Here is a 26,485-nt window from a genome sequence, read left to right on the forward strand (position 1 = left end):
CGGTCCAACGTCAATTTATCTGTTTGAGAAAATTGACCTCAGCCGTCCACAAGCGCGACGGCGCCCCCCAGATCGACTGACAGGACCCGGCTTACACCACGTTCCTGCATCGTGACACCATAAAGACGATCCATGTGCGCCATGGTCAGCTGATGATGCGTCACGACCAGAAAGCGCGTGCCGGCTTCCTTCGTCATGTCGGACAGCAGGGAGCAGAAACGCTCGACATTCGCATCATCCAGCGGCGCATCGACTTCATCGAGCACGCAGATGGGCGCGGGGTTGCAGCGGAAAGTCGCGAAGATCAGCGAAAGCGCGGTCAGGGCCTGCTCGCCACCGGAAAGCAGGGACAGCGTCGAGAGCTTCTTGCCCGGCGGCTGGGCAAAGATTTCCAGCCCGGCTTCCAGCGGATCGTCGCTGCCGACCATGCCCAGATGCGCGCGTCCGCCGCCGAACATGCGTGCGAACAGGGACTGGAAATGCCGGTCCACTTCCGAGAAGACCGCCTGCAGGCGTTCGCGCCCTTCGCGGTTGATCGTGCCGATCCCGCCGCGCAGCCTGTTGATGGCCGCCGTCAGTTCGGCATGCTCGCGGGCGATGGTCTCGGCTGTTTCGCGCGCTTCCTCGAACTCGGCTTCGGCCCGCAGATTGACCGCACCCAGGTCTTCGCGCTCGCGGGTCAGGCGGGAAAGGCGGCGGCGGGTCGAGGTCTCGGCCTGTTCGGAAAGGTCGGACGGGTAAGCAGCGCCCTGTGCCCCGCCTTCGGGAGGTTCGCTGTCGGCCAGCAGGCGCTCGCGGGCGGCGACGGCCTGCTCGGCGCGTTCGGTCAGGCGTGCGATTGCTTCGCGTCCTGCCGCGAGTGCGAGGTCGGCGTTGCGGCGCTGCTCCTGTGCTTCCAACCCGGCAGCACCTGCCGCTTCATCCCGGGCGCGTGCCGCGTCATAGGCGTTCTGGGCATCTGTCAGGGTCTGGTCATGACCGGAAAGTTTCCGTTCCAGCTCGGCAGGCACTGCGCTGTGCGTCTGAAAGCTGTCCCGCAGCTCGTCCCGTCGGCTCCTCAGATGCGCAAGGCTGGCTTCTTCGCCGGCGATCCGGGTGCCTAGTGCCTCAAGCCGGGCGCGAACCGCGGCCAGCGCGCCCGTCAGACGGACGTCTTCAAGAGAGAGGCGGCCGCTTTCGGTCCGGGCGGCGTCCAGCAGATGGCGGGTTTCGTGAAGGAGCGTCGTGGCGTCCAGAACAGCCTGTTCCAGCATCGCAGGATCGGGCCTCTCGGCCAGTTCGGCCGTTCGTCTGGCATGATCGTCACGCAGGCGGCTGACGAGGGCGTGCAGCTCCCGCTGACGCGGCTCCAGCGCGGAACGCCGGGCGAGGGCCGTTGTGGCGGACTGGTCGAGCGCCTGAAGCTCCCGCGTCAGCCGGGCGGCGTCTTCGCGGCTTTCCCGTGCCGCCTGCGATGCGATCTCGGCAGAGGAACGCGCCTGATCGAAAACCTTCTGCGAGGCCTGGGCAGAGGCTTCCAGTGCGGGGATATCGGGCCGGTTATCCTGCTGCTGGAGCGCAACACGCTGGGCCGTCAGACGCTCATGCTCCTGCTCCAGCCGCGTCAGCCCCTCATCCAGATCCCGCAGGCGGGTAAGCGTGCTGTCATGTCGCAGAAGGGCCTGATCCAGGGCGCGTGCTGCGGTGTCCGCGGCAATCCGCACATCCTGAAGTTTGCTGCTGGCGTCTCGCAGGGCATTGCGGGCGTTTTCAGCGTCCTGAGCGCTGGTCTGCGCCCTGAGCAGCAGGTCGTCGGGAGCGGGATGGGCTTCCAGTTCGGCATCGGCCTGCGTGGCTGCATTCCCGGCGGTTTCCAGTGCGGATTCGGCGTCCTTCAGGCGTTCCGCAGCCTGTTCCCACTGGGTGCGGGCCAAGGCCGCTTTCTGCTCGATCCGCGATGCCACGGTCCGGGCTTCGGTAAGCTGCGGCTCCAGCGCTGTGCGGTCGCGGCGCAGGGCCGCGAGTGCGGTTTCGGCCTGTTCGCGCGCCTCGATGGCTATGGTGCAGGCCTTGCTCAGGCGGGGTTGATCGGCCTGATGGGACTGAAGCAGGGCATGGGCTTCCGTCAGACGGCGTCGCTGCTCCAGCCGGGCGGCTCCGGCATCCGGGGCATCGGCAGAGCGGGTAAATCCATCCCAGCGCCAGAGCGCGCCGCTGCGGCAGACCAGAACCTGTCCCGGGTGAAGGGTTTTCTGCAGGTCCGGTCCGGCGCTGGCATCCTCAAGCAGGAATGCGGCGTCCAGACAGCGTTGCAGCGCCGCAGGGGCCTGAACAAGGTCTGAGAGCGGACGACAGCCCGCCAGTTCAGCGACGGTCAGCCGGTCCAGAGAGCGCCAGCGCCGGTCGGCGGGAACGTTTTCGGGGGCAAGGGACGCGTCCAGCCCGTCCGCCAGTACTGCCGCGACGGCACGGGCCATGTCTGCCGGGAGGTCCAGCGCGTCTTCCAGCGGCTCAGGCTGGGCGGCAACGGCGTTGAGGCTCTGCTCCAGCCCCTCGCATTCGCCCTTTGTGCGCAGGATAAGCGTTTCCAGCGCAGACAGGGCCTGTCGGGCCTGCGTTTCCTGCTCGCGCCTCTCTCCCAGTGTGTCTTCCGCCTCGGTGAGGGCTTTTTGCAGAGCCGTCAGGCGTTCTTCGGCCTGCGTGACGGTATTGCTGGCATCCTGAACGGCCTGTTCGGGCACAAGGCCGGCGCGGGCCGTTGTTTCTGCCGTAGTGGCCAACTGAGCTTTCTGCCGTGCCTGATCCAGGGCCTGCCGAGCCTGTTCGACGGTTCGGAGAAGCGCCTTGCGACGCTGCGTGCCTTCTTCCGCTGCCGCCCGGGCTTCCAGCCAGAGGGCACCGAGCCGCTCCTGCTCCTGCCTGGCGTGATTTTCCCGCGCCTGGGCTTCGGTCAGCGCCTGTGCCGTGCTGTCGCGGGCCGCTTCAAGCTCGGCTCTTGCGTTCCCGGTCAGCAGTGCGGCCTGAGCGGCATCCCGTGTGGCCCGGTCCTGCGTGATCTGAGTCTGTGTTGTCTGAAGGCGTCTGTCCAGATCGGCTTCCGTGGCCTGAAGTGCTTCGAGGCGACTTCTGCCTTCAGCGAGCGCCCGTCCGTCCAGTTCGGCCTTGAGACGCGCGTCCTGCAACGCAGTCGTGCAGTCCTGTTCCCGACGGCGGGCAAGCTGCGACTGTTCCTGCATCGACGCGGCTTTCTGGCGCAGCGTCTCCAGTGTGTCGTGATCGGGTGTCGCCTGATCCAGTGCGGCGATTTCCGCTTCCAGAGCGTCCAGCGCGCCGATTTCCGCATTCAGACGAAGGGTCAGGGCATCCAGCCCTTCCATGACGCCGTCTCTGCGGATGGCTTCGGCATCACGCAGGCGGGTCGCGTTTTCCAGAGCGAGGGCCTGCTCCTTTTCGAGGGCATCAAGACGTTCGCACTCTGCTGTGCAGGATGAGCGCAGGCCGGGCAGGGCGGCCATCTCGGCTTCAAGGCCTGCACGTTCTTCCGTGGCATTCTGCCGGGCTTCCCGGTCCGCCGTCAGACTGGCTTCGCTTCGGGTCAGGTCTCCTTCGGCCTGTTCAAGGCGCAGGCGGGTGTCGGACTCGGTCTGCCGGGCGCGGTCGAGATCCTGCTTCAGGATTTCGGACTGGACCTTCAGCCGCTCCAGAGCGCTGCGAAGACGGTCCGTTTCCTCGCGGGCCTGCGGGGCAGCCTTGCGGGCTTCGAACTCAGCCGTAGCGGCGTCTTCTGCGGCCTGCTCGGCCTTTTTCAGATCCTCGCGGGCCTTTGCCAGATCGTCCCGGCTGCGCTGGACAGCCAGATTGGCGCGGGCATGGAGCAGGGCGTGAAGCTCGGTTTCCGTCTGGCGGATTTTTTCGGAAATCTCGCGGTATTTCCGGGCCTGAACGGTCTGGCCTTCAAGACTTTCGAGGCGTTCCTCAAGCTGAAGGCGCAGGTCTTCGGCGCGGGAGAGGTTCGTCTCGGTCTGGCGCAGCTTGAGTTCGGCGTCATGACGCCGGGCGTGCAGGCCGGTGATGCCCGCGGCCTCTTCGAGCAGCAGGCGCCGTTCCTCAGGTTTGGCCGCGATAAGCTGGCCGACGCGGTTCTGGCTGATGATGGCGGAACTGCGGGCGCCGGATGCCAGATCCGCAAATAGCGTCTGCACATCACGCGCACGCATGACGCGGCCGTTGATGCGGTATTCGCTACCCGATCCACGCTCTGCACGCCGGCTGATTTCCAGTTCGTCCGCGTCCTGAAACGGGGACGGGGCCAGACCGGCCGCATTGCTGAGATGAAGTGTGACCTGAGCGATATTGCGGGCCGAGCGCGCGCCGGTGCCCGCGAAGATCAGGTCATCAAGCTCCCCGCCCCGCAGGGCGCGGGCGGAGGTTTCGCCCATGGCCCAGCGCAGGCCTTCGACGACATTGGATTTGCCGCAGCCGTTCGGCCCGATGATCCCCGTCAGGCCCGGAAGGATATCGAGACGCACCTCATCGGCGAAACTCTTGAAACCGCCAATGCTCAGGCGGTCGATCGTCGTGGCGCGGCTCGACATCAGGGTATGGAAATACTGGTCCTATGTTCTGGGATCAGGATGCCTTGGCGACGAGATCGGCAAACTTTTCGTAGGTTTCCGGATCCTGGTCGTAATGCGTGTTGTTGAAGCGGAAATACGGCGTGCCCTGGATGTTGTAGGTGTCCGAATCCTTCTTCACCTGATCGAACAGGGCTTCGGCGAACACGTTGTCCTTGCTGATGGCGTCGAACTGCGCAGCCGAAACGCCGGCGAGGGCGGACATCTGCTGCAGGCGCTGCATCGGATCGCCCCCGGCAGCGAAGGCCCACTGCATCTGGCTGGAGAACAGGGCTTCGAGGAAGGGGACGTAACGCTCTTCCGGCAGGGAACGGGCCACCATGGCCGCCGTCAGGCCGACGCGATCGCCGCAGAAATCATGGAACTGATAGCGGATCTTGCCGGTATCGATGAGCTGTTCCTTGATCTTGGGGAACTCTTCCGTCGCGAAATGGGCACAGTGCGTGCAGGTCAGGGAGAACCACTCCTGAACCAGGACCTTGGCATCCGGGTTGCCGATGATACGCGGGCTCAGCCGGGCATCGGTCGAGCCTGTACCAGCCGCGCGGGCCGTGCCGGCGGCAGTTCCGGCCACGGCGAGAGCCGGCGCGGCAGAGACGAAAAAGCGGCGGGAAAGGGAAAGACGGGTCATTCAGGAAGCCTTTGCAACTGCTTTGGCGAAATCATCATAGCTCCCCACCACGTCGGGCGCGGGAACATCATTGATGCGGAAATATGGCGTGCCCTGGATCTGGAGGAAAGCGCCGTCACGGTCCTGCCTGTTGATAATGGACTCGCGCAGGGCATTATCGGCATTGATTTTGTCGAATTCGGCAGCACTCACGCCGAACAGCGCTGCGCGCTTCTTCAGCTCCGCCACGGGGTCAATGTTCTGGGCGAAGGCCCACTCGTCCTGATGGACCAGCAGATCCGTCACGAAGGGCTCGTAGCGTTCGGCGGGCAGGGAGCGTGAGACCATGGATGCCAGCAGGGCGACCTGATCGAGCGGGAAGTCATGGAAGCGGTAGCGGATCTTTCCCGTGTCGATCAGGTTCTTGCGGATCTGGGGAAAGATCTCCTGCGCGAAATGGGCGCAGTGCGAACAGGTCAGCGAGAACCACTCGTCCACGATCACCTTTGCATCCGGAGAGCCGATGACCCGCGGCCCCATGCGCGGATCGCTGGCGGGCAGGTCATCCGCCCGTGCAAACGGCACGGCCGAACTGGCCACAAGGGCCATTCCGGAAGCGAGAAGGGTACGGCGGCCGAGAGGCTGGTCGGCAGACATGGGCGGGGCTCCGCTGGAAACGATGTGATACTCGAACGATGAACCGGGGGCTCCGTCAAGAGCCCCGGTCATCTTCCTGCGTCTTGAGAGCGGGAAGAGGCTTGTTTTCCCAGCCTTCCGGAACCCGCATGCGCAGGGAACGGATATGCCGGGCATCCGCGTCCAGTACCCGGAATTCCAGGCCGCTTTCATGGGTCAGCACCTCGTCCTTGGCCGGGACATGCTCGGCCAGACGGAACACCAGCCCACCGACCGTCTCGATCTCGGCCTCGCGTTCGGCATCCGTCAGCACGGCGCCAAGCCGTTCCTCAAGCTGCCGGACGGGCAGGCGGGCATCGATGTCGAACGAGCCATCCGGCCGTTCCACCCACATGGTCGTGACCGGATCGTCATGCTCGTCGGAAATATCGCCCACGATGGTCTCGATCAGATCCTCGATCGTCACCAGACCGTCGATGCTGCCGTATTCGTCGATGACGAGCGCCATGTGCATCTGGCGCTGACGCATCTGGAGGAGCAGGTCCAGTACCGGGATCGTCGGGGCGATCATGAGCGGCTGGCGCAGCAGAGGACGGATGTCGAAGGCTTCCGGATCGCCGACATAGGCGATCAGGTCCTTCACATGGATCATGCCCGCGATGTCATCGAGCTGGTCGCGATAGACCGGAAGGCGGGAATGGTTTTCCCGGCGCATCAGGTCCAGCGCTTCGTTGAAGGGGAGGGCCTCGGGCATGGCGACGATGTCCGCGCGCGGGATCATGACGTCATCCGCCGTGATGTCCCGCAGACGCAGCACGTTCATGATGAGGGCGCGTTCCTGCCGGTCGAGTTCCGGCTCGTCGCCGGCATCCTCGGTCGGTTGTCCGGCTTCCTGAACGAGGGTGGCGATGGACTCGCGCAGGCCCTGATCGCGTCCGCGGCGGTTGAAAAGTCCGAAAAGGCCGCGGGAAGGGCGGCTCTTGCCCGATTCTTCGGTCGGGCGGTCGTGTGAATCGTCACTCATATCCGGACACTCCCAGCCTGCTGCCAGTTTCCCTGGCGCCAAGGATCCCCAAAACCGAGGGACCGCAGGGTACGGGTCTCAATTCCTTCCATTTCCCGGGCCTCGCCGGGATGATGATGATCGTAACCGGCAAGATGCAGTGCCCCATGCACCACAAGATGCGACAGATGCGCCCGCAGCGAGCGCCGGGCAGCCGCGGCTTCGCGGCGCACGGTTTCATAACCCAGCACGATGTCTCCGCCATGCACGGGCGAAAGCGGCTCGAACGTCAGGACGTTCGTGGGCTTGTTCTTGTCCCGGAAGCGCGCATTGAGGCGCTTGACGATCCGGTCTGTCGCCAGAAGGATCGAAGGAGCCGGAGACTGCGTGAAGTCGGGTCCACCCTGACGGGCGACCGCGACGAGGGCGCGCCGGATTGCACGCTCCGTCCCCGGAACCGAGGCGCGCCAGCGCGCGTCCTCGATAATGATGTCAGTACCGGCGTGTCGACTTGGAGGTTCCATTGTTTTCCCGGCGCAGCCTGTTCCGGAAGACGTCCCGGGGGGCTGGCGCTTTCTGTTCATAGGCATCGACGATACGGGCAACCAGCGGATGGCGCACCACATCTTCGGAAGAAAAGCGCGTGATGCCGATTCCCTTGATGCCTTCAAGGGTCTCGACCGCTTCACGCAGACCGGATGATACACCATTCGGCAGATCGATCTGACTCAGATCGCCCGTAATGGCCATGCGTGTGCCTTCGCCCATGCGGGTGAGGAACATCTTCATCTGGGCTGCGGTCGTATTCTGGGCTTCGTCCAGAATGACGTAGGAATGAGCGAGGGTACGGCCGCGCATGAAAGCGAGCGGCGCCACTTCGATCTCACCCGTCCCCATGCGGCGCACCACCTGATCGCCCGGCATCATGTCATGCAGGGCGTCATAGAGCGGACGCAGATAGGGATCGATCTTTTCGCGCATGTCGCCGGGCAGGAAGCCGAGGCGCTCGCCGGCCTCGACGGCCGGACGCGAGAGAATGATCCGGTCGACCTGTCCGGCGAGGAGCATGCCCACGGCCTGTGCCACGGCCAGATAGGTCTTGCCTGTACCGGCCGGGCCGATGCCGAACACCATGTCGGTATTGGCCAGCATTTCCATATAGGCTGCCTGACCATGTGAGCGGGGTGCGATGACGCCGCGCTTGGTCTTGATGGCGGGCAGGTCCCCGAAGGCCGTTGTGGGCATGTTCTGTGGCTTGCCATGACCCTTTTCCGGACGCCGATGACCGTTGTTGCCGCGCGGACGTTCTTCGGGAACAGGGCGGGCCTGCCTTGTGTCGACCGGGCGTTCCGGGCGGCTCGGCAGGGCCGTCAGGCGGATCACGCCATCGACCTGCGAGGCATCGATCGTGCCACCCTGTTCGAGCTGGTTGTACAGCGCGATGATGGCCGCCTGTGCACGGCCGACCGATTCCGTCTCTCCGGAAATGGCGATCTTGTTGCCACGGCAGGACAGTTTGACGTCGAATCCTTCCTCAAGCCGGACGAGATGCCGGTCATGGTCCCCCAGCAGGCGCTGGAGCAGGATGTTGTCGTTGAAGCGAAGGGCAACGGTGCGATTGCCTTCGGAGCCACTGCTGGTGGCGACGGGACGGGTCGGGTGCGTTGTCAGCAAGCGGAGGCTGTCTCCCGGATCAGAGTGCCGCCCAGGGAATTGGTGCGGCGCGTGGTGATGGCGACCTTGACGGTGGACCCGATCAGATGATCCGGTCCGTCGAAATGAACGGGTTGCAGATAAGGCGACCGCCCAGCGATCTGCCCGGGCTTGCGGCCCCGGTTCGTCACGAGGATTTCCTGCACCGTTCCGACCATGTCGGCATTGAAGGCGTCCTGCTGCTCGCGCAGAAGTGCCTGTAGTTCGGCCAGACGGCGATCCTTCACGTCCTCGGGGACCTGCATTGGCTGGCCGGCAGCCGGCGTACCGGGACGGGGGGAATATTTGAAGCTGTAGGCCATGGCGAAACCGATATCGCGCACGAGCTGCATGGTCGCTTCGAAATCCTCTTCCGTCTCGCCGGGATGGCCGACGATGAAATCGGAAGACAGAGCCAGATCCGGACGGGCCTCGCGCAGCTTGCGGACGCTCTCGCGGTATTCGTCCGCCGTGTGGCCGCGGTTCATGGCCTTGAGGATCCGGTCCGAGCCGCTCTGCACGGGCAGATGCAGGAACGGCATGAGCGCCGGGTTGTCCCGGTGCGCGTCGATCAGGCTCTGGTCCACGTCGCGCGGGTGGGACGTCATGTAGCGGATGCGGCCCAGACCGGGGATCTGTGCGAGCTGTTCGACCAGCCCCGCCAGCGTCGCACTTCCGCCCTGGCCATCATCGCCGTGATAGGCATTGACGTTCTGTCCGAGCAGCGTGATCTCGCGCACGCCGCTTTCCGCCATCCGGCGCGCTTCGGCAAGCACCGAAGCGACCGGGCGGCTCGTTTCCGCGCCACGGGTATAGGGCACCACGCAGAACGAACAGAACTTGTCGCAGCCTTCCTGAATGGTGAGGAACGCCGTGAGATTGCCCTGCGTCTGGGGAGCGGCATCTGTGGGCAGGAAGTCAAACTTCTGCTCGACGGGGAAGTCGGTCTCGATCACAGCACCACCGGCGCGTGCCGCACGGGCCACCATTTCGGGCAGCTTGTGATAGGTCTGCGGTCCGAGCACCAGATCCACATAGGGCGCACGGGAGAGGATGACCTCACCCTCGGCCTGGGCCACGCATCCCGCAACAGCGATGATGGTGCGGTCCGCACCATTGTTCATCCGCTCGTCACGGATCTTGCGCAGGCGTCCAAGCTCGGAAAAGACCTTTTCAGTCGCCCGTTCGCGGATATGGCAGGTGTTGAGGATGACCATGTCCGCGTCTTCAGGCCGCTCAACCGGTCCATAGCCCAGCGGGCGCAGGACATCGGCCATGCGTGCGCTGTCATAGACATTCATCTGGCAGCCCCATGTAATGACATGAAGGCCCCGTGGAGCATGTCCGATGGGCGCGGTGTCGGAAGAGGCAGGCACGGCTGGGGAAGTGGAGGCAGTCAAGGTCTCGGTCCGGGAATGGCAGAATCAGGCACACACATCGGGGTAGGCATCCGCGCGGTCAAGCCTGTTCCGGGGAACGGCGTCCCGAATGCGATGGGCCGACGGATGGTCAGACGGGCCTGAATGGGTATCACCACCTCCGGACACGAAAGCCGGATTGCTGTCGTGTCGTGCTCCGAAGGTGACGCGGGGGCAGGCTTCAAGTCAAGATAAACCTGATTGTTCGCCCGGTTCTGGCGCAGATTTTCAGGACCCGGTCACTTTCGGCTCACCGCGACGCAGCTCTGCGGCACCGTTGTTGACGGCTTCGAAGGTGGCGCGGGACAGATCCTTGCGGGAGCGGAAATCATCCGGCGTGATCGGGTCATGCAGCATGAGCGACGCGCCCATGGAGCGCCACTGGCCGAAGGACCACAGATGCGGCGCAAGGTCCATGTCGCCGTACCATGAGAAGACGTTCCGACGGCTCCGACCGACCGGCAGGCCTTCAAGGCTGTCATAGACGACGGAGACGGGCTGGATCAGGACAGGCGGGGCCTTGGGCATGCCGACCTGTTCCAGACGGCCGGGTTTGGCGACGGCAAAGAACGAGGACAGGAACGGCAGGACGCGCGAGCCGTCCGAAGATGTGCCTTCGGGGAACAGCACGATATCGTCGCCATCCCACAGGCGCGCAGCCATGTCATGAAGCTCGCGTCCGGTTTCCTGACGGTTGCGGCTGACGAAAATGGTGCGGCCCAGTCGCGAGGCTGTCCCGATGAGGGGCCATTTGCCGACTTCGCCCTTGGCCACGAACACGACGGGCAGGGTGCTTCCGATGATGGCGATGTCCAGCCAGGAGCAGTGATTGGCCACGAACACGACCGGCCGCTTGCCTTCGCGCACGTCCCGTGCCGTGCGCACGCCTCCGGCACTGTGCCCGATGACCCTGATCCGGATGCCGAGAATCCGGCAGACACCCTTCCAGAAAATGCGGGGCATCATGATTTTGAGGCGCCCGGGCAGACGCACGAGGATCGCCTGCATGCTGCACGCCCAGAACGCCCAGATCAGGACAAGCGACAGGCGCCCGGCACAGCGCAGGCGGCTGTACAGGGTGGTCGACGTTGTCGGCCGGGAGGCCGGAAAGTCGGGTTTTCCCTCCAGGACAGGGCGGTTGTGACCGCGCCGGCCGTTCGGGGTCTTGGCATCACGATGGGACATGGGTGCTGAGTGATACGGTTTTCGCGGGGGGGACACAATCTTGTTTGTTGGCTTGTTTGTCGGCCTGCCTGTCGGGTTGTCTGCTGGGCGCTGCCGGTGCAGGGCAGTTTTCCGGACCGCTCCTGTCCGGGAGGACTTGACAGGGAGCGCCGTGCAAGGTTCCTCGGATGGTAGCAGCCGCCTTGTTCGGTCTGCGCTCTCGTGTTCCGGTTTTCACAAGGCCGGAAATGCCCTCAAGACGGATTTCAGGACGCACGGTGAAGTCAGGCCGCAGCCCAGTTTCTTTTTCTGTGTCAGTTGCTTCGATGTCCTGCATTCTGGGCATCGTGACGGTGTTCTGCGCGCCCTTGCCGGCAGAAGCGAAGGCGTCGAAAGCGGCGGCAAATACAAAGCCGGTGACGGATGGCACGTCCGATCCTGCCATTCCCTATGCCGTAACGCTGACGCCGACGAAACAGGCGGATCTGGACGCAGCGATCGCCGCATCCTCGCAGCTCAAATCCCTTCAGACGTCCCACACCGTCGGAGCGTATGCGCTCGCCGGGCGGATCCGCAGCGATTATGATCGCGTCAACAGCGCGCTTGAATCGCAGGGATATTATGCGGGGTCTGTGAAGATCAGCGTCAAGGCGGGTGCGCGGACCGTGGATGGCAGGGATCCGTCCCTCCCGGATATTCTTAAGGCGCTCGGCAAGAACCAGAAGGTCGCGATTACGATTTCGGCCACGATCGGGCCGAGGTTCAGTCTGGGAAATGTGGCGCTGACCACGCCGCCACAGGAAGCCCCCGCCGCATCCGTTGCAGCACCTGCTCCGACGACACCCACGGTATCCGCCATGTCGCAGCCTGCGCTGAAAGCGCCCGTTGTGAAAACATCCGCTGCAAAAACGTCCGCCAGCGGGACTCCGGACCAGAAAACTGCGTCCCCGACACCCGCGACCACAACAGTTGCCGCGACATCCGAGCAGGCGATTGCCCAGGCGCAACCCGTCACGCTCCTGCCCGAAGAGCGCAAGGCGTTCGGCCTGACTTCGGGGCAGCCTGCCGTTGCGGCGGATGTCCTGGCCGCACAGAACAGCCTGCTCAACCAGCTTCAGGAAGAAGGCTATGCCACGGCGAGTGTCTCGACCCCTCTGGCCTATCTGAAGCCCCAGACGCATACGCTGGATATCGTGTTCCGGGTGAACCGCGGGCCAAAGGTGGTGATCGGCCCGATCAGCATGACGGGGCTGGTGCATACCAGACAGCGCTATCTCATGAACCGGCTGGAACTGAAGGAAGGCGAGCTTTATCGCCCTTCCCGGATCGAAGCCGCGCGGCAGGATCTGGCGAGTACGGGCGTTTTTGCGTCCGTTCAGGTCCGCAATGCCCCGCCGATCATTACCCTTCCGCCTTCGCGTACCCTCATGCCCGGCATCCTTCAGGCCATGCCGATCGAATTCGGGTTCAAGGAAGCCAAGCGGCGGACCCTGTCTGCCGAAATCGGATACTCGACCGATCTCGGCGGGCGCGTTGGTGTGAGCTGGACGCATCACAACCTTCTGGGCAATGCCGAGCAGCTTCGTCTGACGGCCCTGATCACGGGGCTTGGCGGCTCCGCCCAGCAGGGGCTGGGTTATGACGTCTATGCGGACTTCATGAAGCCGGATTTCCTGTCCAAGGGGCAGAACCTGAGCGTGCGTCTCGAAGGCATCCGCCAGCTTCTCTATTCCTATCACCAGACCGCCATCATCGGCCGCGCGGGGCTGAACCGCCATGTCGGAAAATACTGGAACATCTCGGGCGGCGTGATGGGGGAGCAGGAACAGATCCAGCAGTTCGGCGATACGCGGAGCTACTTCATCATCGCAGCCCCCCTGAACGCCACATTCGACAACACCCAGCTCTCCAACCCGATCGATCCGGCGACGCATGGCGTCCGCGCCTCTTTTTCGGTGACACCTTCGGAATCGCTTGAGAGCGGATCGTCCTTCTTCACGCTGCTGTCAGCGCAGGTCTCGACCTATTTCGATCTGAAGCATCTCGGTATTTCGCGCCCCGGACGCAGCGTGATTGCGGTGCGTGGCATCGTGGGTTCGGTGCAGGGCGCGTCCACCTACCAGATTCCCCCCGATCAGCGGCTCTATGCCGGTGGTCCGGCCACCGTGCGCGGGTTCCGCTATCAGGGTGTCGGGCCGCAATATGGCAAGACGAAATACGGCATCGGTGGCACGTCCATGGATGCAGGCAGCGTCGAGTTCCGTCAGCGCCTGCCCATGAATCTGGGCTTTGCCGGGTTCGTGGATGCCGGTCAGGTCGGCACGGGATCGCGGCCGGGACAGGGCACGCTGCGGGTCGGTTATGGCGGCGGCGTACGGTATTTCACGCCGATCGGGCCGATCCGCGTGGATGTGGCGCTGCCGATGAACCGTCCGGCTTACGGCGATAAATGGGAACTGTATTTCGGCCTCGGGGAGACGTTCTGATGCGTGTTCGCAGGATTCTTCTCCGTGTTGCGGCCGGTCTGGTCATCGTGCCTGCTGGGCTCGTGGCCGTGGCAGTTACGGGTGTTCTGGTCGGGATCAACATCTCGCCCGGACAGCGCCTGATCGAGCGGAAGATCGGCCCGCTGACGGGAGGCATGGTCGAGATTTCCGGGCTTTCGGGCTTCCTGCCGCATCATCTGGCGGTGGCGAAACTGCTGATCAAGGATACGAAAGGCCCCTGGATCGAGCTGGACAATGCCGATCTGCGCTGGTCGCCGCTGTCGCTGCTGCATCTGGATGCGAGGATTACGACTCTGAGCGCTTCGCGGATCGCCGTCCTGCGCAAGATGGTCTCAGCTCCGGATACGACGCCCACAAAGCCCACGACCACCAGCACCGCGCCGTCGAAGCTGCATCTGCGTGTCGATCTGGCGTCGCTGCATGTCGGGCGCCTGGAGATCGGGCCGGACTATACCGTTACGCCGACTGCCTTCTCGCTGGACGGTCATGCGCATATCCATAGCATCGCGCCGTTTCTGGATGGTGTTACGGTGAAGACGCTGCCGGTCATGGACGTGGCGCTGGCCCTGAAACGGCTCGATCAGCCGGGCAGTCTGACACTGAACGTCCAGACGCCGAAGAAGCGCATTGCAGTCGGGGTACGGTTTCAAGAAGGCGATAACGGTTTTACTACGACACTCGGGCAGATGCCGCAGCTCGATCCGATGGATCTGCACCTGAACCTCAACGGGCCGCGTACGGCCGCGGTACTGGATTTCGGGCTGGGTGCAGGTCCGATCAAGGCTTCCGCCAGCGGGACGATGAACCTGCTGACCCTTGTCGGCGATCTGCATGTGAAGGCCAATGCGCCGTCCATGACGCTGCGACCAGGCATTGCGTGGAATACGATCGCGCTGGACACAGATCTGCATGGTCCGCTGACGGCGCCGAACGGGCAGGGCGTTCTGGATATCGATTCCCTGACGGCGGCAGGTGCGGCCATCGGGCATCTGCATGCGCAGTTCGAGGGTGTGGAAGGGGTTCCGGCACAGGATACGACCGGCCATCTGACTGCCACGCTGGATGGCTTACGGATTCCGGGCTCCCAGCCAACACTTCTGGCCGCGGCCCCCCTGACGCTGGATGTTCTGGCGCACCCGCTGGCGCCATCCTCGCCGATCGTGGCGAAGCTGGATCATCCGCTGCTCCATGCTGCGGCCACGGCGGATCTGAAGCCTGCGGCGAAAGGGCATCTGGATCTCGACCTGCCAGACCTGCATCCGCTGGCCGCCATGGGCAGTACGGACCTCAAAGGCAGTGCAGGGCTGCATGCTGATTTTGCCATGCCGGTTGCGAAGCAGGATGACCTGACGCTGAAAAGCACGGGGACGCTCGCGATCACGGGCGGTCAGGCACAGGCCGTGAACCTGATCGGCAAGACGGGTACGTTCTCGCTCGATCTGACGAAATCGCCCGCCAATATCCTGACGCTGAAAAGCTTCGGGCTGGATGGGGCGGCCCTGCATATGCTGGTGTCGTCCGTGATCGATATGGCCCATGGCAACCGGATGCAGACAAAAGCCTCTGTCCAGCTCCCCGATCTTGCAAAAGCCAGTCCCGCCATTCTTGGCAATACGACGCTGACGGCCACGGCGGATGGCCCGACCGATGATCTGGCGGTCAAGGCCGACCTGAACGGGGATTTCGGCACGAAACAGGTTGCGAAGGGGCCGGTGGAGCTTCATGCGGATTTCCAGCATCTGCCGTCCCATCCCGATGGAACACTGACCGCCAAGGGCACGCTGGATCATGCACCGCTTGTGCTCGACACTGCCCTTCAGCAGGACGATGCAGGCGCGTACCATCTGGATCTCAACACGCTGGACTGGAACAGTCTGAGCGGGAAGGGCAAACTTCGCCTGCCCAAGGGGGCAAAGGTGCCACTCGGGGATCTGGACGTCTCGATCCGTAATCTGGGCGATTTCCGGCGTCTGATCGGGCAGGCGATTTCAGGCCATCTGACGCTGGGCCTGCACACGACGGAAGCCGAAGGCGCGCCGCCTGTCGTCAGGCTGGGGCTCGATGGGATGCTGTCGATGGCGCAGGCCGCCGTCCAGTCCCTGAAGGTCAGCGGCACCATCACCAATCCCATTGACGCGCCTGAGCCGTCCCTCGTGCTGGATCTGGCCGGGATGCGCTATCAGGCCATGACGGGCAAGGCGCATGCCACGATCAAGGGCCCGCAGACCGCAATGGCCATTGCCCTGAATGCAGCCTTCCAGAACGTGATGGACGCTCCGGCAAATATCGACACGGCGCTTGTGCTGAACGTTCCCGAAAAGACGGTGCGCCTCGGGCAGCTGACGGCGCTGGCCAAGGGCGAGAGCCTGCGCCTGAGCCGGCCCGCGGTGGTGTCGTTCGGCAAGACGATGGGTGTAGATCATCTTCTGGCAACGGTAGCCCCGCAGGGTGTCGCACCTGCGACGATCGATGTGGCGGGAACGCTAAAACCGGCGCTCGCCCTGACGGCGAGTCTGGACCACATCACGCCTGCGATCGCCAAACCCTTCGCGCCCGATCTGTCGGCCACAGGTGCGATTTCGCTTAACGCCAAACTCGGCGGGACGCTGGCCGCGCCGACGGGCACGGTCTCGCTGAGCGGGCGTGACCTGCGGATGCGGACCGGGCCTGCGGCGTCCCTTCCGGCTGCGCAGATCCTGGCCAATGTGGGTCTCGCCGGCAGCTCCGCGAAGGTCGATGCGACCCTCGGCGCCGGTCCGTCCGTCGCGCTGGCCGTGCGGGGCACAGCGCCGCTTTCCAGCACGGGTGCGATGGCGCTTGCGACCACGGGGCATGTTGATCTGTCCGTGGGCAATGCTGTTCTCGGGGCCAGCGGCATGGGAATGGCCGGCAAGGTCGGCATCAACCTCAATGTCGCCGGAACGGCCGCCCAGCCGCAGGCGACGGGACAGATCACGCTGGAGAATGCCTCCTTCGATCACTACGCGCAGGGCGTGCATCTCAATCACATCGATGGTGCGCTTGTCGCTTCCGGGGACAGCATTGCCGTCAACCACATCGTCGCCCATGCCGGTCCGGGAACGATCGTTCTGGAAGGAACAGTCGGAGCTTTCCGGCCTGATCTTCCGGTCGATCTGCACATTACGTCCGAAAAGGCCCGGCCTGTCTCGAGTGACCTGCTGACCGCGACGATCAATACGGACCTGCATATTCACGGACAGGCTACGACGCGGCTGGATGTGGACGGGAAAGTCAACATTCCCAACGCCACGATCAATATTCCGGACTCCATGCCCGCCTCCGTCCCGCAGCTTGATGTCATCCGTCCGGGACAGAAGCTGGCCGCCAGTTCCGGCTCGAGCCTGATCATCGGGCTTGGCGTGGACGTGATTTCGCCGGGCGAGTTCTTCGTGCGCGGTCATGGCGTCTTCGCGGAAATGCAGGGCCGTCTGCGCGTTCGGGGTACGAGCGCGGAACCTGCGGTCAGCGGTGGCTTCGATCTCAAACGCGGCAATTTCAACCTGGGCGGGATCAACCTCAACTTCACCAACGGGCGCGTAGCGTTCAACGGCTCTGGCGTGAACCACAAGCTTGATCCGACCCTGGATTTCCGGGCCGACCGCAACGCCAGCGGGACGCTCGCCAGCCTTCTGGTGACGGGCTATGCCAGCGCACCCAAGATCGATTTCGCTTCCACGCCCAGCCTGCCACGCGATCAGGTCCTGTCCATTCTGCTGTTCGGTACTGACAGCCATTCTCTATCCACCACGCAGCTTGCTGAGCTTGGTGCGGCTGTGGTGCAGCTTGCGGGTGGCTCGGCCTTCGATCCGCTGAGCAAGGTCCGCAACCTGCTGGGGCTGGACCGTCTGGCCGTGGGCGGTGGCAGCGGCGTGGATAATGGAGGCACCAGTGTCGAGGCCGGCAAATACGTCATGAAAGGCGTTTATGTCGGCGCCAAACAGGCGACATCCGGCTCCGGCACGCAGGCGCAGGTGCAGATCGACCTGACGAAACGGCTGAAGTTCAACACCACGGTCGGCACCGGCGGTCAGGTCACGGGCTTCACGACGCCGGAAAATGATCCGGGATCGAGCATCGGCCTGTCCTACGGCTACAGCTACTGAGCTTTAGTGTGCGGCAACGGCGTCTTCGAGGCGCCGTTTTACGCGCTCCACGACGTCCGACCAGTCCGCAAAACGGGTCTGGCGGATGATCGTCATCTGCGGATACCAAGGGGTATCCTCACGTCCATGCAGCCAGCGCCAGCAGTTGTTGACGCGGTCCATCATAATGACTGGCTTACCCAGTCCGCCCGCCAGATGAACGGCTGACGTATCAACCGAGACGATGATATCGAGGTTCACCATCAGGGCTGCCGTGTCGTCCATGGTGTGACATTCGGGCATGAAATTGATCAGTTTGCCCGGAAAATCGGGGATCTGTTCCGCCGGGCGATCTTTCTGCAGGGAATAGAAGCTCGCGCCCTCAATGTCGGCCAGTGGAGCAAGGGTGGAAAGTGGCATGGAACGCTGGCGGTCCACCATCAAGGCCGCCGTGTCCTCGGGACGAGCCGCTCCGGCCCAGACCAGACCAACCCGCAGTTTGTGATTGTCCTGCAGGCGCTGTCGCCACATCTCGGCTTTCCGCCGGTCCGCGCTGAGATAGGGAACGGGCGCTCCCATCGCATCCGGCGTGCCGGAAAAGGCACGGGGCAGGCTGATGAACGGGCAGTGATAGTCATATTCCGGCGTTTCGCCGCCAAACTGCACTTCCGCAACCCCGGCGACACGTTCGCAGATCGCCGCCAGTGTCTCGGTGCCCCAGATATGGACGATGGCGCCTGTCCGGGCGAGGGGCGGGATGTAGCGCAGATACATCAGCGTATCACCCAGACCCTCCTCCTGCGTGACGAGGACGCGCTTGCCCTTCAGGTCAAGCGATGGGGAGATGTTGGGCAGGAGGCGGTCCAGCGGCATGCTGGTATGGCCCGGCAGCCCGAAGCGCCATTCATGTTCCGCCCAGCCCTGCGCCATGCGTCCGCTCTTGAGCATGGTGATGGAATGATTCAGGCGCAGGCGCGGATCTTTCGGCGCCATCGGGACCGCCTGCCGGTAGAGGTTGGCTGCTTCTTCCATCCGCCCGAGGCTGCTGAGGATGCAGGCCATGTTGCAGATCGGTTCCCAGTCCTGCGGATCGCTCTCGCGCAGGTCGTTCATGACCGCGAGCGCCCCCTCGAAACGGCCCGTTTCCGTCAGGAGAAGGGCGAGCAGGTTGAGCGTGCTGCGGTTGTCAGGACGGCGGTGCAGACTCTGGCGCAGCAGGATTTCCGCCTCGTCAAAGCGTGCGAGCTGGATCAGCACCGTCGCCTCGGCATCCATCAGGCGGGCATCATCGGGTTTGCGTTTTCGGCAGATTTCCAGCAGCGGCAGCAGATCGTCCCGCCGGCGCATGGAAACGGCTTCGTCCAGCAGCAGGGCAATGGCATGGGGGCCGACATTGGCGCTGGCTTTTTCAAGCTCTTCCGCGCATTCGGCATAGCGGTGAAGCTGAAACAGCGCGCGGGCCCGGACATAATGCAGGGCCGGGATTTCAGTCGCGTCGTCTGCGGAGGGGCCTGCGAGGGCCAGTGCTTCTCCGGGGTTCCTGCGTGCGAGGGCATCCTGTGCCCGGGCCAGACGGCTGGCTGATGTAGGCTGATCTTCTCCGGAGGTCAGGGCCGGATCATCAGGGGCTGGTCTGTCCAGACTGGCAGACATGCGGATCTCCTAGTCCGAGGCCCCCAATGTCATGTCCAGAAGGGCCTCCAGAATGCTTGCTAGCGTATAAGGCTTCGAGATGAAACGGTCCCGCGCGGGATCGCCGGAGGTCTCGTCACGCCGCAGGTCGCCATGGCCGCCGATATAGATGACCGGAAGATCGGGCCAGCGTTCACGGGCTGGCTGGACAAGGGTCATGCCATCCCCGTCCGGAAGGGTCATGTCCGCCACGAGGGCGTCGAGCTTCGGCTCCGCGCCGATAATGGCGCGGGCTTCGGCGCAGTTGTCCGCTTCCCTGACCGTCAGGCCGCTGTCGAGCAGGAACTCCGCCAGGCAGGTCCGGATGAGGAAATCATCCTCGATCAGCAGAACGGTAAGGGAAGGGGCCATAAAGGGTTACGAGGACCAGTTGTTTTCGAAATCGCCATACAGGGTCAGACCACCATCGACATACAGGGTCTGACCCGTAATGTAGGTGCTGTCCTCGGCGGCGAGGAAGGTGACGGCGTCCGCGATTTCGCGGCTCTCGCCCGGGCGCTTCATCGGGATGTGGCTTGAAACGGCCTTGTACTGCTCCGGATCATTGACCCAGGACATGTTGATCGGCGTCACGATGGCGCCGGGCGCCACGGCGTTCACCCGGATGCCGCGGCTGGCATATTCCAGCGCCAGCGTGCGGACGATATTGCCGACGGCGCCCTTGGACGCGGAATAGCCCAGATAATGCGGCTTGGGGATGATCTGGTGAACGGAGGAGTTCACGATGATCGTGCCCTTGATGCCGTTTTCCAGCCAGTAGCGGATGACTTCACGACAGGGCAGCATCACGCCCGTGACGTTGACGGCCATCACGCCCTCGAAATCTTCGAGCTTGATGTCTTCGGAGGGGGAGGGGATCTGATAGCCCGCATTGCAGACCAGAACGTCGAGACCGCCCATGGCCTTGATGCTCTCGGCAACCAGGCGTTTAACGTCGTCTTCTTTGGAAATGTCACCCGTGGCGATCGGGTGTTCTCCGCCGGAAACCTTGGGCAGCTTCTCGCGGACGGCGATCAGCTTGTCTTCCTTGCGGCCGTTGAGGGCGACCTGCGCGCCTTCTTCGGCAAAACGAAGCGCAGTGGCCTCTCCAATTCCCTGGGATGCCCCGGTGACGAGGACTTTCTTGCCGGCGAAGCGGTCTTTGTAAGGGGCAGGCATCTGGCCTCACCTCTCCTTGTGAATGCAGGTTTGAAACCGTGACTGAAAACACATCACGGAAGGGGTCTCCTGTGTCGCCAACGCGAGAGACCCCGTCCGGGATGCGAAGAAAACCACAGCCTGATCCATATTGGAGAAGTGCAGCCTTTTCAAACTACGCTCCTGACCGCGCTTCAGGCGGCTTTCATGGTCTTGGTCAGGTTTTCGAGAACCTGTGCAGGATCGACGTTTTCGAGAACGGCGACCTCGGCCACGAAGCGTTCCTGCGCGGCTTCGAACAGCTTGCGCTCGGAGAAGCTGCCATCCAGGCTGTCGACGTTGCGGCGCAGGTCACGCAGCACTTCGGCGATCTGGATCAGGTCACCGGAGTTGATCTTTTCCTGATAGGCCACGGCGCGACGGGCCCACATGCCCTTGCTGACATGCGGCTTGCCCTTAATGACGGTCATCGCCTTGTCGACGATGTCGCGCGTGACGATCTTGCGCAGGCCGGCCTTGCGGGCCTTGGCCAGGGGGATGCGCAGCGTCATCTGGTTGCCGGGGAACGAGATCTGGATCATCTCGATGACGGTATCGGCGACTTCGACCATGCCGATCTTGTCCACGCGTCCGACGCCATGCGCGGCGTAGACAATGGAGTCACCTTCGCGGAACGGGTCCGCGTCGTGTTCCGGATCGGTCTGACGGGCAGTGTTGTTGGCTGCGACACGAGCCATTTCATCGGTCATGCCGCCCTTCTGGGGGCTTTTGAACGTGTTCATAGCCCCGGCTTATAGCAGAAAAACCCCCTGCTGTCTTGTCTGATCGCAAGGGGGGGGGGAACCGGGGCCTCCTGTGTCCGTCAGGGCTGAACGCCGTGAATGGCCTGTATGGGATCGGGCGGGAGATCCCCGATCGGTTGCAGGAGGTCGCGCTCGATCGTGCGGGCCATGGTCAGCATGGGCAGGGCGTGGACGCTCTTCGTGAACGGTTCCTGAAGGTCGCGTCCGCTGCGGTCGAGCATCTGGAACAGCATGCCGATGATGCTCGAGCCCAGTGGCGTGATCCAGCCTAGCGTCTGAACGGCCGAGAGCGGCAGGATGATGCAGAACAGATGGGTCGCGATCTCGGGCAGCAGGGAATACTGTGCGGGAAGCGGCGTGTTCTTGATCCGCTCCAGGCCACCCTGTGCGTTGGCGATGTCGGACAGGATGCGGTCCACGGTGCCATGCACCGCGCCGTCGATTCCCTTGCGTTCGACTTCGTCCCGTACCCCCAGGCCGATCTGGTAGAGCAGCATGTTGGCCGTGTTCGAGCAGGAAAAGACCTTTTCGTACATTTCAGGCGTCAGCAGCCTCTTGGTGTCCTCGTTGGGCGGATCACCCCTGAGGGCAGCACGCAGGACATGTGGATAGGCCGCCATGGCGCGGGCCAGATCCGGACGCCCGCCCAGAAGGGTTGCGGCTTCGCGGCCGAAGGAGCGGCAGTTGTTGGTGATCGCGCCCCACAGGGTCCGGCCTTCCCACCAGCGGTTATAGGCCGCGTTGTTGCGCATGCTGAGGAAGATTGCGAGCGCCGAACCCATCAGGGAAATCGGCAGAGCCGGCTGTTCCATCCAGTCCTGATGGTAGATCTGGAACAGGACCACCACGACGAAGTCCCACAGGGTCAGGATGATCAGGGGGGGAAGGGATTCCCGGAAAAGAATGGCCAGTCCATGTGGACGGTTGACGATCAAACGGCTGTCTCCTCGGATGACGGGATGTGCAGGGAAATTGCGCGGAAGCGTAGCGGCGAAGTCAGTCCCCGGCCAACACCAAAGGGTGTCTGTCACTTTACTTTCTTTTGCAGCACCCTCTTGCCGCCATGCCGTTTAATACGACACCCTGTCCGGACCGTTTCAGAGGAGAGTGATGTTATGGACGTGACCGCCGCCATTGCGTTCGAAGCCGGCAGACCGCTGGAAATCGACACGGTTCAGCTTGAAGGCCCCCGCGACGGGGAAGTGCTGGTCGAGATCATGGCGACCGGGTTGTGCCATACCGACAAGTACACGCTCTCCGGACAGGACCCGGAAGGGCTGTTTCCCGCCATTCTCGGGCACGAGGGTGCGGGCATCGTCCGGGAAGTCGGGGCCGGGGTGAAGCACCTCAAACCCGGCGATCACGTCATTCCGCTTTATACGCCGGAGTGCCGGGAATGTCCGTCCTGCCTGTCGCGCAAGACCAATCTGTGCACGGCCATCCGCAGTACGCAGGGCAAGGGCCTGATGCCGGACGGTACATCCCGTTTCTCTTATAAAGGTCAGCCGATCCATCACTATATGGGCTGCTCGACCTTCGCGAATTTCACCGTCCTGCCGGAAATCGCACTGGCGAAGATCCGCTCCGACGCGCCGTTCGACAAGGTCTGCTATATCGGCTGTGGCGTGACGACCGGCATTGGCGCCGTGCTGTTCACGGCCAAGGTCGAGCCGGGATCGACGGTTGCGGTGTTCGGGCTGGGCGGCATCGGTCTCAACGTCATTCAGGGCGCAAAGATGGTTGGTGCGAACCGGATCATCGGCATCGATATCAATCCGGAGCGCGAGGCGATCGCGCGCAAGTTCGGCATGACGGATTTCGTGAATCCGAAGGATCTCGGGCCGGACGGGGATCTTGTCGGACATCTGATCGAGATGACCGGTGGTGGTCTGGACTACACATTTGAGTGTGTCGGCAATCCGACGCTGATGCGTCAGGCGCTGGAGAGCGCGCATCGTGGCTGGGGCGTGTCCTGCGTCATCGGTGTGGCCGGGGCAGGGCAGGAAATCAGCACGCGGCCGTTCCAGCTTGTGACGGGACGCCGCTGGATCGGCTCTGCTTTTGGTGGCGCGCGCGGCCGCACCGATGTGCCGAAGATCGTGGACTGGTACATGGAAGGCCGGATCGACATCGACGACCTCATCACACACAAGCTCAAGCTCGCTGACATTAATCTGGGTTTCGACATGATGAGCCGGGGTGAGAGCATTCGCACCGTCGTGGAGTACTGAGCGTGTCCGACATTGAGGTTCTGGCGCATCACGCCTGTTTTGACGGCTCCGTGCGGTTCATCCGGCACAATTCCGAGGCTCTGGGCGTTCCGGCGACATTCGGGATCTTCCTGCCGAAAGAGGCTCTGGCAGGGCAGAAGGTCCCCGTCATTCATCTGCTGGCCGGGCTGACCGCGACGCAGGAGACGTTCCTCATCAAGGCCAACGCCATCCGCTTTGCTGCCGAACATGGCATCGCGCTCGTCGCCCCGGATACGTCCCCGCGCCATACGGGCATAAAGGGCGAGGACGACAGTTACGATCTGGGATCGGGGGCCGGCTTCTATATCGACGCTACGTCCGAACCCTGGAGCCATCACTACCGGATGGAGACCTATGTCGGCGAGGAGCTGCCCGCCCTGACCGAGCGGCTCTATCCGCTGGACGGCACCCGGCGCGGCATCATGGGACATTCCATGGGCGGCATGGGGGCGCTGCTTCAGGCTCTGAAATATCCCGATCGCTGGAAGACCATCTCGGCTTTTGCGCCGATCTGCCATCCGAGCATCGTACCTTGGGGGCAGAAGGCGTTTGATGCGTATTTCGGCGGCGATCCGGCGAAATGGCAGAGCTGCGACCCGACGCTGTTGCTGCGCGCGAAGCACACCCATCCGTCCACCATCCTCGTGGATCAGGGGCTGATGGACCAGTATCTGGCGGATCTGTGTCCCGAGGCGCTGGAGGGTGCAGCAAAGGAAGGCGGACAGTCCCTCGAACTCCGCCGCCATGCCGCGTATGACCATTCCTACTGGTTCGTGCAGAGTTTCATCGCGGACCACCTGATCCACCATGCCAAAGGGCTTTCCGCGTGAAGCGTTCCGTTCTTGTCGCTCTTTTCCTGCTGGGAGGCTGTGTCTCGCAGGCTCCGACCGGGCCTTCGATCACGCCCACGGCCCATACCGATTTCCGGCATGACACGCTGGCCCTGACCTGGCAGCCGGGTTTCTGTGCCACGGGCGGCGGATGTGAATGGGACCAGACGCATCGCATCTCGATCGGTCTGCACGGGCTTTGGGCCTCCGAACCGCACAGTCTGGAAGCGCAGGGTGTGCCGGTGCAGGAATGGTGGTCCAAGGGCTGTGATCTCTATGATCACAATGACACGCCGCCGCAGCTCCTGCCGACAACCGTCGAGGCGCTGCGCGGTGTCGTGCCGCATCTGAAGAAGCCGCTTTACGTGCATGAATACACCAAGCACGCCCGCTGCTTTGGCTATGATGCGGATCGCTTCTTCATCACGTCCATGGAAATGCGGGACCGGTTCGCAGCTTCGGCGTTCGGACTGTGGCTGTCGCAGCAGGCCGGATTTCAGGTCAACCGCGATGACATGCTGGCCACCTTCGCACGCCTGATGAATGTCCGGGACAGCCGGGCCCTTCAGGTCCGCTGCGAACCGGCCCATAACGGCCAGATGGTGCTGACGCAGCTCTGGTTCACGCTGGACCCGAAGAAGCTTTCGCGCTTCCCTTATGAAGGGGCCTATCTGTCCTCACCCGATGACCAGAACGGCTGCCCGGCTACGTTCCTTGTGCCGGGCTGGACGGCGCCGTCTGCGGTCGATCAGCGACCGTAAAGCTCTTCGGCGCTGATTTCGGGCTGCGAGGTGTCGCGCAGTCCGTCCGGCGTTACCCCGTGATAGAAACAGCTCCGGCGACCGGTGTGGCAGGCCACGCCGGTCTGGTCGACGATCATGAGAACGGCATCCATATCGCAGTCCAGCCGGGCTTCGATGAGCTTCTGCTGCTGGCCCGAGGTCTCGCCCTTGCGCCACAGCTTCTGGCGGCTGCGGGACCAGTAGCAGACCCGGCCCGTTAGAAGCGTCTCGCGCAGGGCATCCGCGTTCATCCAGGCGAGCATCAGCACCACGCCGTCCGGCGCCTGCGCGAGCGCGGAAATCAGGCCGTTCGCATCGAACTTTGCCTGCGCGATGATGTCATCGACGATGGACGGGGCGGGGGGAACATAGGTCACGCACGCATCTCCTCAGGAAACCAGACGGGCCAGACTACAGAAAGCGGCTGCCCGTTGCATGTCAGGTCCGATGCGGACCATGCGTCACGTCGCAGCATGGCAAGCGCCCGATTGCCGCTGCGGGAGCGGATGTCGCCCACTTCACGCTCACCGGAAACGATGACGCCGCCCTCGGCGCGGAACGTGCCCTCCGACAGCGCGACGGGCAGGAGGCGGCGCCTGACGAGGCCGCGGTAATGGGTGCGGGCGGTGAGTTCCTGCCCCATATAGCAGCCCTTTTTCCAGGACACGCCATGCAGCAGGTCCATATCGGCTTCAAGCGCCAGCGTCTGCTCGCTTTCAAAATCCATAACGTCCGGCAGACCCAGCGTCAGGCGCCGTTCCAGAAATGCTGCGGCCGTCTCACCGCCCTGGGCGGGTTCCGTCAGGACCGCCCGCCATCCGGCCCCCTCGCAGCGCGGATCCGGGGCGCTCGTGAGGACGGTTTCCGGAACTGCACGGTCTTCCGCGCCGGTGATGACCTGAAAGGGTGAGTTCTCGATTTGCACGTCCGCGCGCAGACGGAAGCGGGAGAGGCGCTTGACGAGCATCTCCGCGTGATCGGCTGGACAGTCCATCAGGATTTGGTCGGGCGTGGCATACAGGAAGAATTCGCTCAGCCAGCGTCCCTGCGGTGTGAGCAGCGCGCTCCAGACGGCTGTCGTGTCCGTCAGGTTCTGGACGTCGTTGGTGACAAGCCCCTGAAGAAAGCTGGCGCGGTCCGTTCCCGTAAATGACAGGACGGCGCGGTGAGAAAGATATTCGTGCATGTAAGACACCGCTGTTCCGACGGCTTCCAGCAAAACCACCCTGCTGGAAAAGTGCCC

The 26,485-nt window shown here is 63.5% G+C and carries 20 protein-coding genes; 5 read left to right on the top strand and 15 right to left on the bottom strand.

The genetic code is table 11. The features are described 5' to 3' along the window. Positions 1 to 38: 38 nt before the first annotated feature. From KP701_RS04745 to KP701_RS04780, 8 genes are all read right to left on the bottom strand, one after another. Positions 39 to 4,574 (bottom strand): AAA family ATPase, encoded by a 4,536-nt coding sequence (locus tag KP701_RS04745; protein WP_215746036.1) that lies wholly within the window; start codon positions 4,572 to 4,574, stop codon positions 39 to 41. Between the two features lie 34 nt (positions 4,575 to 4,608). Beyond that, positions 4,609 to 5,244 (bottom strand): thioredoxin domain-containing protein, encoded by a 636-nt coding sequence (locus KP701_RS04750; RefSeq protein ID WP_215746038.1) that lies wholly within the window; start codon positions 5,242 to 5,244, stop codon positions 4,609 to 4,611. Further along, on the bottom strand, positions 5,245 to 5,880 hold the full coding sequence (locus KP701_RS04755; RefSeq protein WP_215746040.1) for a thioredoxin domain-containing protein: 636 nt from the start codon (positions 5,878 to 5,880) through the stop codon (positions 5,245 to 5,247). 55 nt (positions 5,881 to 5,935) lie between these two features. Next, positions 5,936 to 6,883 (bottom strand): hemolysin family protein, encoded by a 948-nt coding sequence (locus KP701_RS04760; protein WP_062456716.1) that lies wholly within the window; start codon positions 6,881 to 6,883, stop codon positions 5,936 to 5,938. Next, positions 6,880 to 7,386 (bottom strand): rRNA maturation RNase YbeY, encoded by a 507-nt coding sequence (gene ybeY, locus KP701_RS04765; protein ID WP_215746041.1) that lies wholly within the window; start codon positions 7,384 to 7,386, stop codon positions 6,880 to 6,882. The genes KP701_RS04760 and ybeY overlap by 4 nt, the downstream gene beginning before the upstream one ends. Next, positions 7,355 to 8,536, bottom strand: a complete 1,182-nt coding sequence (locus KP701_RS04770) for a PhoH family protein (RefSeq protein ID WP_215746043.1) — start codon at positions 8,534 to 8,536, stop codon at positions 7,355 to 7,357. Before KP701_RS04770 ends, ybeY begins: the two co-directional genes overlap by 32 nt. Continuing rightward, a complete protein-coding gene (miaB, locus tag KP701_RS04775; protein ID WP_371818896.1) occupies positions 8,530 to 9,903 on the bottom strand; it encodes a tRNA (N6-isopentenyl adenosine(37)-C2)-methylthiotransferase MiaB in 1,374 nt (457 codons plus the stop codon). Before miaB ends, KP701_RS04770 begins: the two co-directional genes overlap by 7 nt. Positions 9,904 to 10,200: 297 nt before the next feature. Beyond that, entirely contained in the window at positions 10,201 to 11,157 is a 957-nt protein-coding gene (locus KP701_RS04780) for a 1-acyl-sn-glycerol-3-phosphate acyltransferase (protein WP_215746045.1), read from the bottom strand. A 305-nt stretch (positions 11,158 to 11,462) separates the two neighbouring features. Between KP701_RS04780 and KP701_RS04785 the strand changes: the two genes are divergently transcribed. Then, complete coding sequence (locus KP701_RS04785; RefSeq protein ID WP_252345404.1) at positions 11,463 to 13,622, top strand: autotransporter assembly complex family protein; 2,160 nt, start codon at positions 11,463 to 11,465, stop codon at positions 13,620 to 13,622. Further along, complete coding sequence (locus KP701_RS04790) at positions 13,622 to 17,767, top strand: translocation/assembly module TamB domain-containing protein (RefSeq protein WP_215746049.1); 4,146 nt, start codon at positions 13,622 to 13,624, stop codon at positions 17,765 to 17,767. The genes KP701_RS04785 and KP701_RS04790 overlap by 1 nt, the downstream gene beginning before the upstream one ends. 3 nt (positions 17,768 to 17,770) lie before the next feature. On the opposite strand, the gene KP701_RS04795 is transcribed toward KP701_RS04790, so the two are convergent. The 5 genes from KP701_RS04795 to KP701_RS04815 all read right to left on the bottom strand — a co-directional run bounded on the left by KP701_RS04795 (position 17,771) and on the right by KP701_RS04815 (position 22,313). Then, positions 17,771 to 19,399 (bottom strand): tetratricopeptide repeat protein, encoded by a 1,629-nt coding sequence (locus tag KP701_RS04795; RefSeq protein WP_215746051.1) that lies wholly within the window; start codon positions 19,397 to 19,399, stop codon positions 17,771 to 17,773. Positions 19,400 to 19,408: 9 nt separating this feature from the next. Beyond that, the gene (locus tag KP701_RS04800; protein ID WP_215746052.1) at positions 19,409 to 19,789 is read right to left on the bottom strand and encodes a response regulator; all 381 of its coding nucleotides are present in this window, start codon (positions 19,787 to 19,789) and stop codon (positions 19,409 to 19,411) included. Positions 19,790 to 19,795: 6 nt separating this feature from the next. Beyond that, complete coding sequence (locus tag KP701_RS04805; RefSeq protein ID WP_215746054.1) at positions 19,796 to 20,596, bottom strand: SDR family NAD(P)-dependent oxidoreductase; 801 nt, start codon at positions 20,594 to 20,596, stop codon at positions 19,796 to 19,798. 173 nt (positions 20,597 to 20,769) lie between these two features. Then, complete coding sequence (locus KP701_RS04810) at positions 20,770 to 21,357, bottom strand: CarD family transcriptional regulator (protein WP_024716784.1); 588 nt, start codon at positions 21,355 to 21,357, stop codon at positions 20,770 to 20,772. 80 nt (positions 21,358 to 21,437) lie between these two features. Beyond that, positions 21,438 to 22,313, bottom strand: a complete 876-nt coding sequence (locus KP701_RS04815) for a bestrophin family protein (protein ID WP_215746204.1) — start codon at positions 22,311 to 22,313, stop codon at positions 21,438 to 21,440. A 180-nt stretch (positions 22,314 to 22,493) separates the two neighbouring features. On the opposite strand from KP701_RS04815, the gene KP701_RS04820 reads away from it, so the two are divergent. The 3 genes from KP701_RS04820 to KP701_RS04830 are packed head-to-tail and all read left to right on the top strand — an operon-like array spanning position 22,494 to position 25,221. Further along, positions 22,494 to 23,609 (top strand): S-(hydroxymethyl)glutathione dehydrogenase/class III alcohol dehydrogenase, encoded by a 1,116-nt coding sequence (locus KP701_RS04820; RefSeq protein WP_215746055.1) that lies wholly within the window; start codon positions 22,494 to 22,496, stop codon positions 23,607 to 23,609. A 2-nt stretch (positions 23,610 to 23,611) separates the two neighbouring features. Further along, on the top strand, positions 23,612 to 24,460 hold the full coding sequence (gene fghA / locus KP701_RS04825) for an S-formylglutathione hydrolase (RefSeq protein ID WP_215746057.1): 849 nt from the start codon (positions 23,612 to 23,614) through the stop codon (positions 24,458 to 24,460). Further along, positions 24,457 to 25,221 carry a ribonuclease T2 family protein gene (locus KP701_RS04830; protein WP_215746059.1) on the top strand — a complete coding sequence of 255 codons (765 nt, stop codon included), beginning with the start codon at positions 24,457 to 24,459 and terminating at the stop codon, positions 25,219 to 25,221. The genes fghA and KP701_RS04830 overlap by 4 nt, the downstream gene beginning before the upstream one ends. On the opposite strand, the gene hisI is transcribed toward KP701_RS04830, so the two are convergent. Continuing rightward, positions 25,209 to 25,619 carry a phosphoribosyl-AMP cyclohydrolase gene (gene hisI / locus KP701_RS04835; RefSeq protein WP_215746061.1) on the bottom strand — a complete coding sequence of 137 codons (411 nt, stop codon included), beginning with the start codon at positions 25,617 to 25,619 and terminating at the stop codon, positions 25,209 to 25,211. The two genes, KP701_RS04830 and hisI, sit on opposite strands and share 13 nt — an antisense overlap. Beyond that, positions 25,616 to 26,428, bottom strand: a complete 813-nt coding sequence (locus KP701_RS04840) for a folate-binding protein (protein ID WP_215746205.1) — start codon at positions 26,426 to 26,428, stop codon at positions 25,616 to 25,618. The genes hisI and KP701_RS04840 overlap by 4 nt, the downstream gene beginning before the upstream one ends. Positions 26,429 to 26,485 lie beyond the last annotated feature (57 nt).

Origin of the sequence: Gluconobacter sp. P1C6_b, assembly GCF_018811945.1 — a bacterium.
Lineage (GTDB): Bacteria > Pseudomonadota > Alphaproteobacteria > Acetobacterales > Acetobacteraceae > Gluconobacter.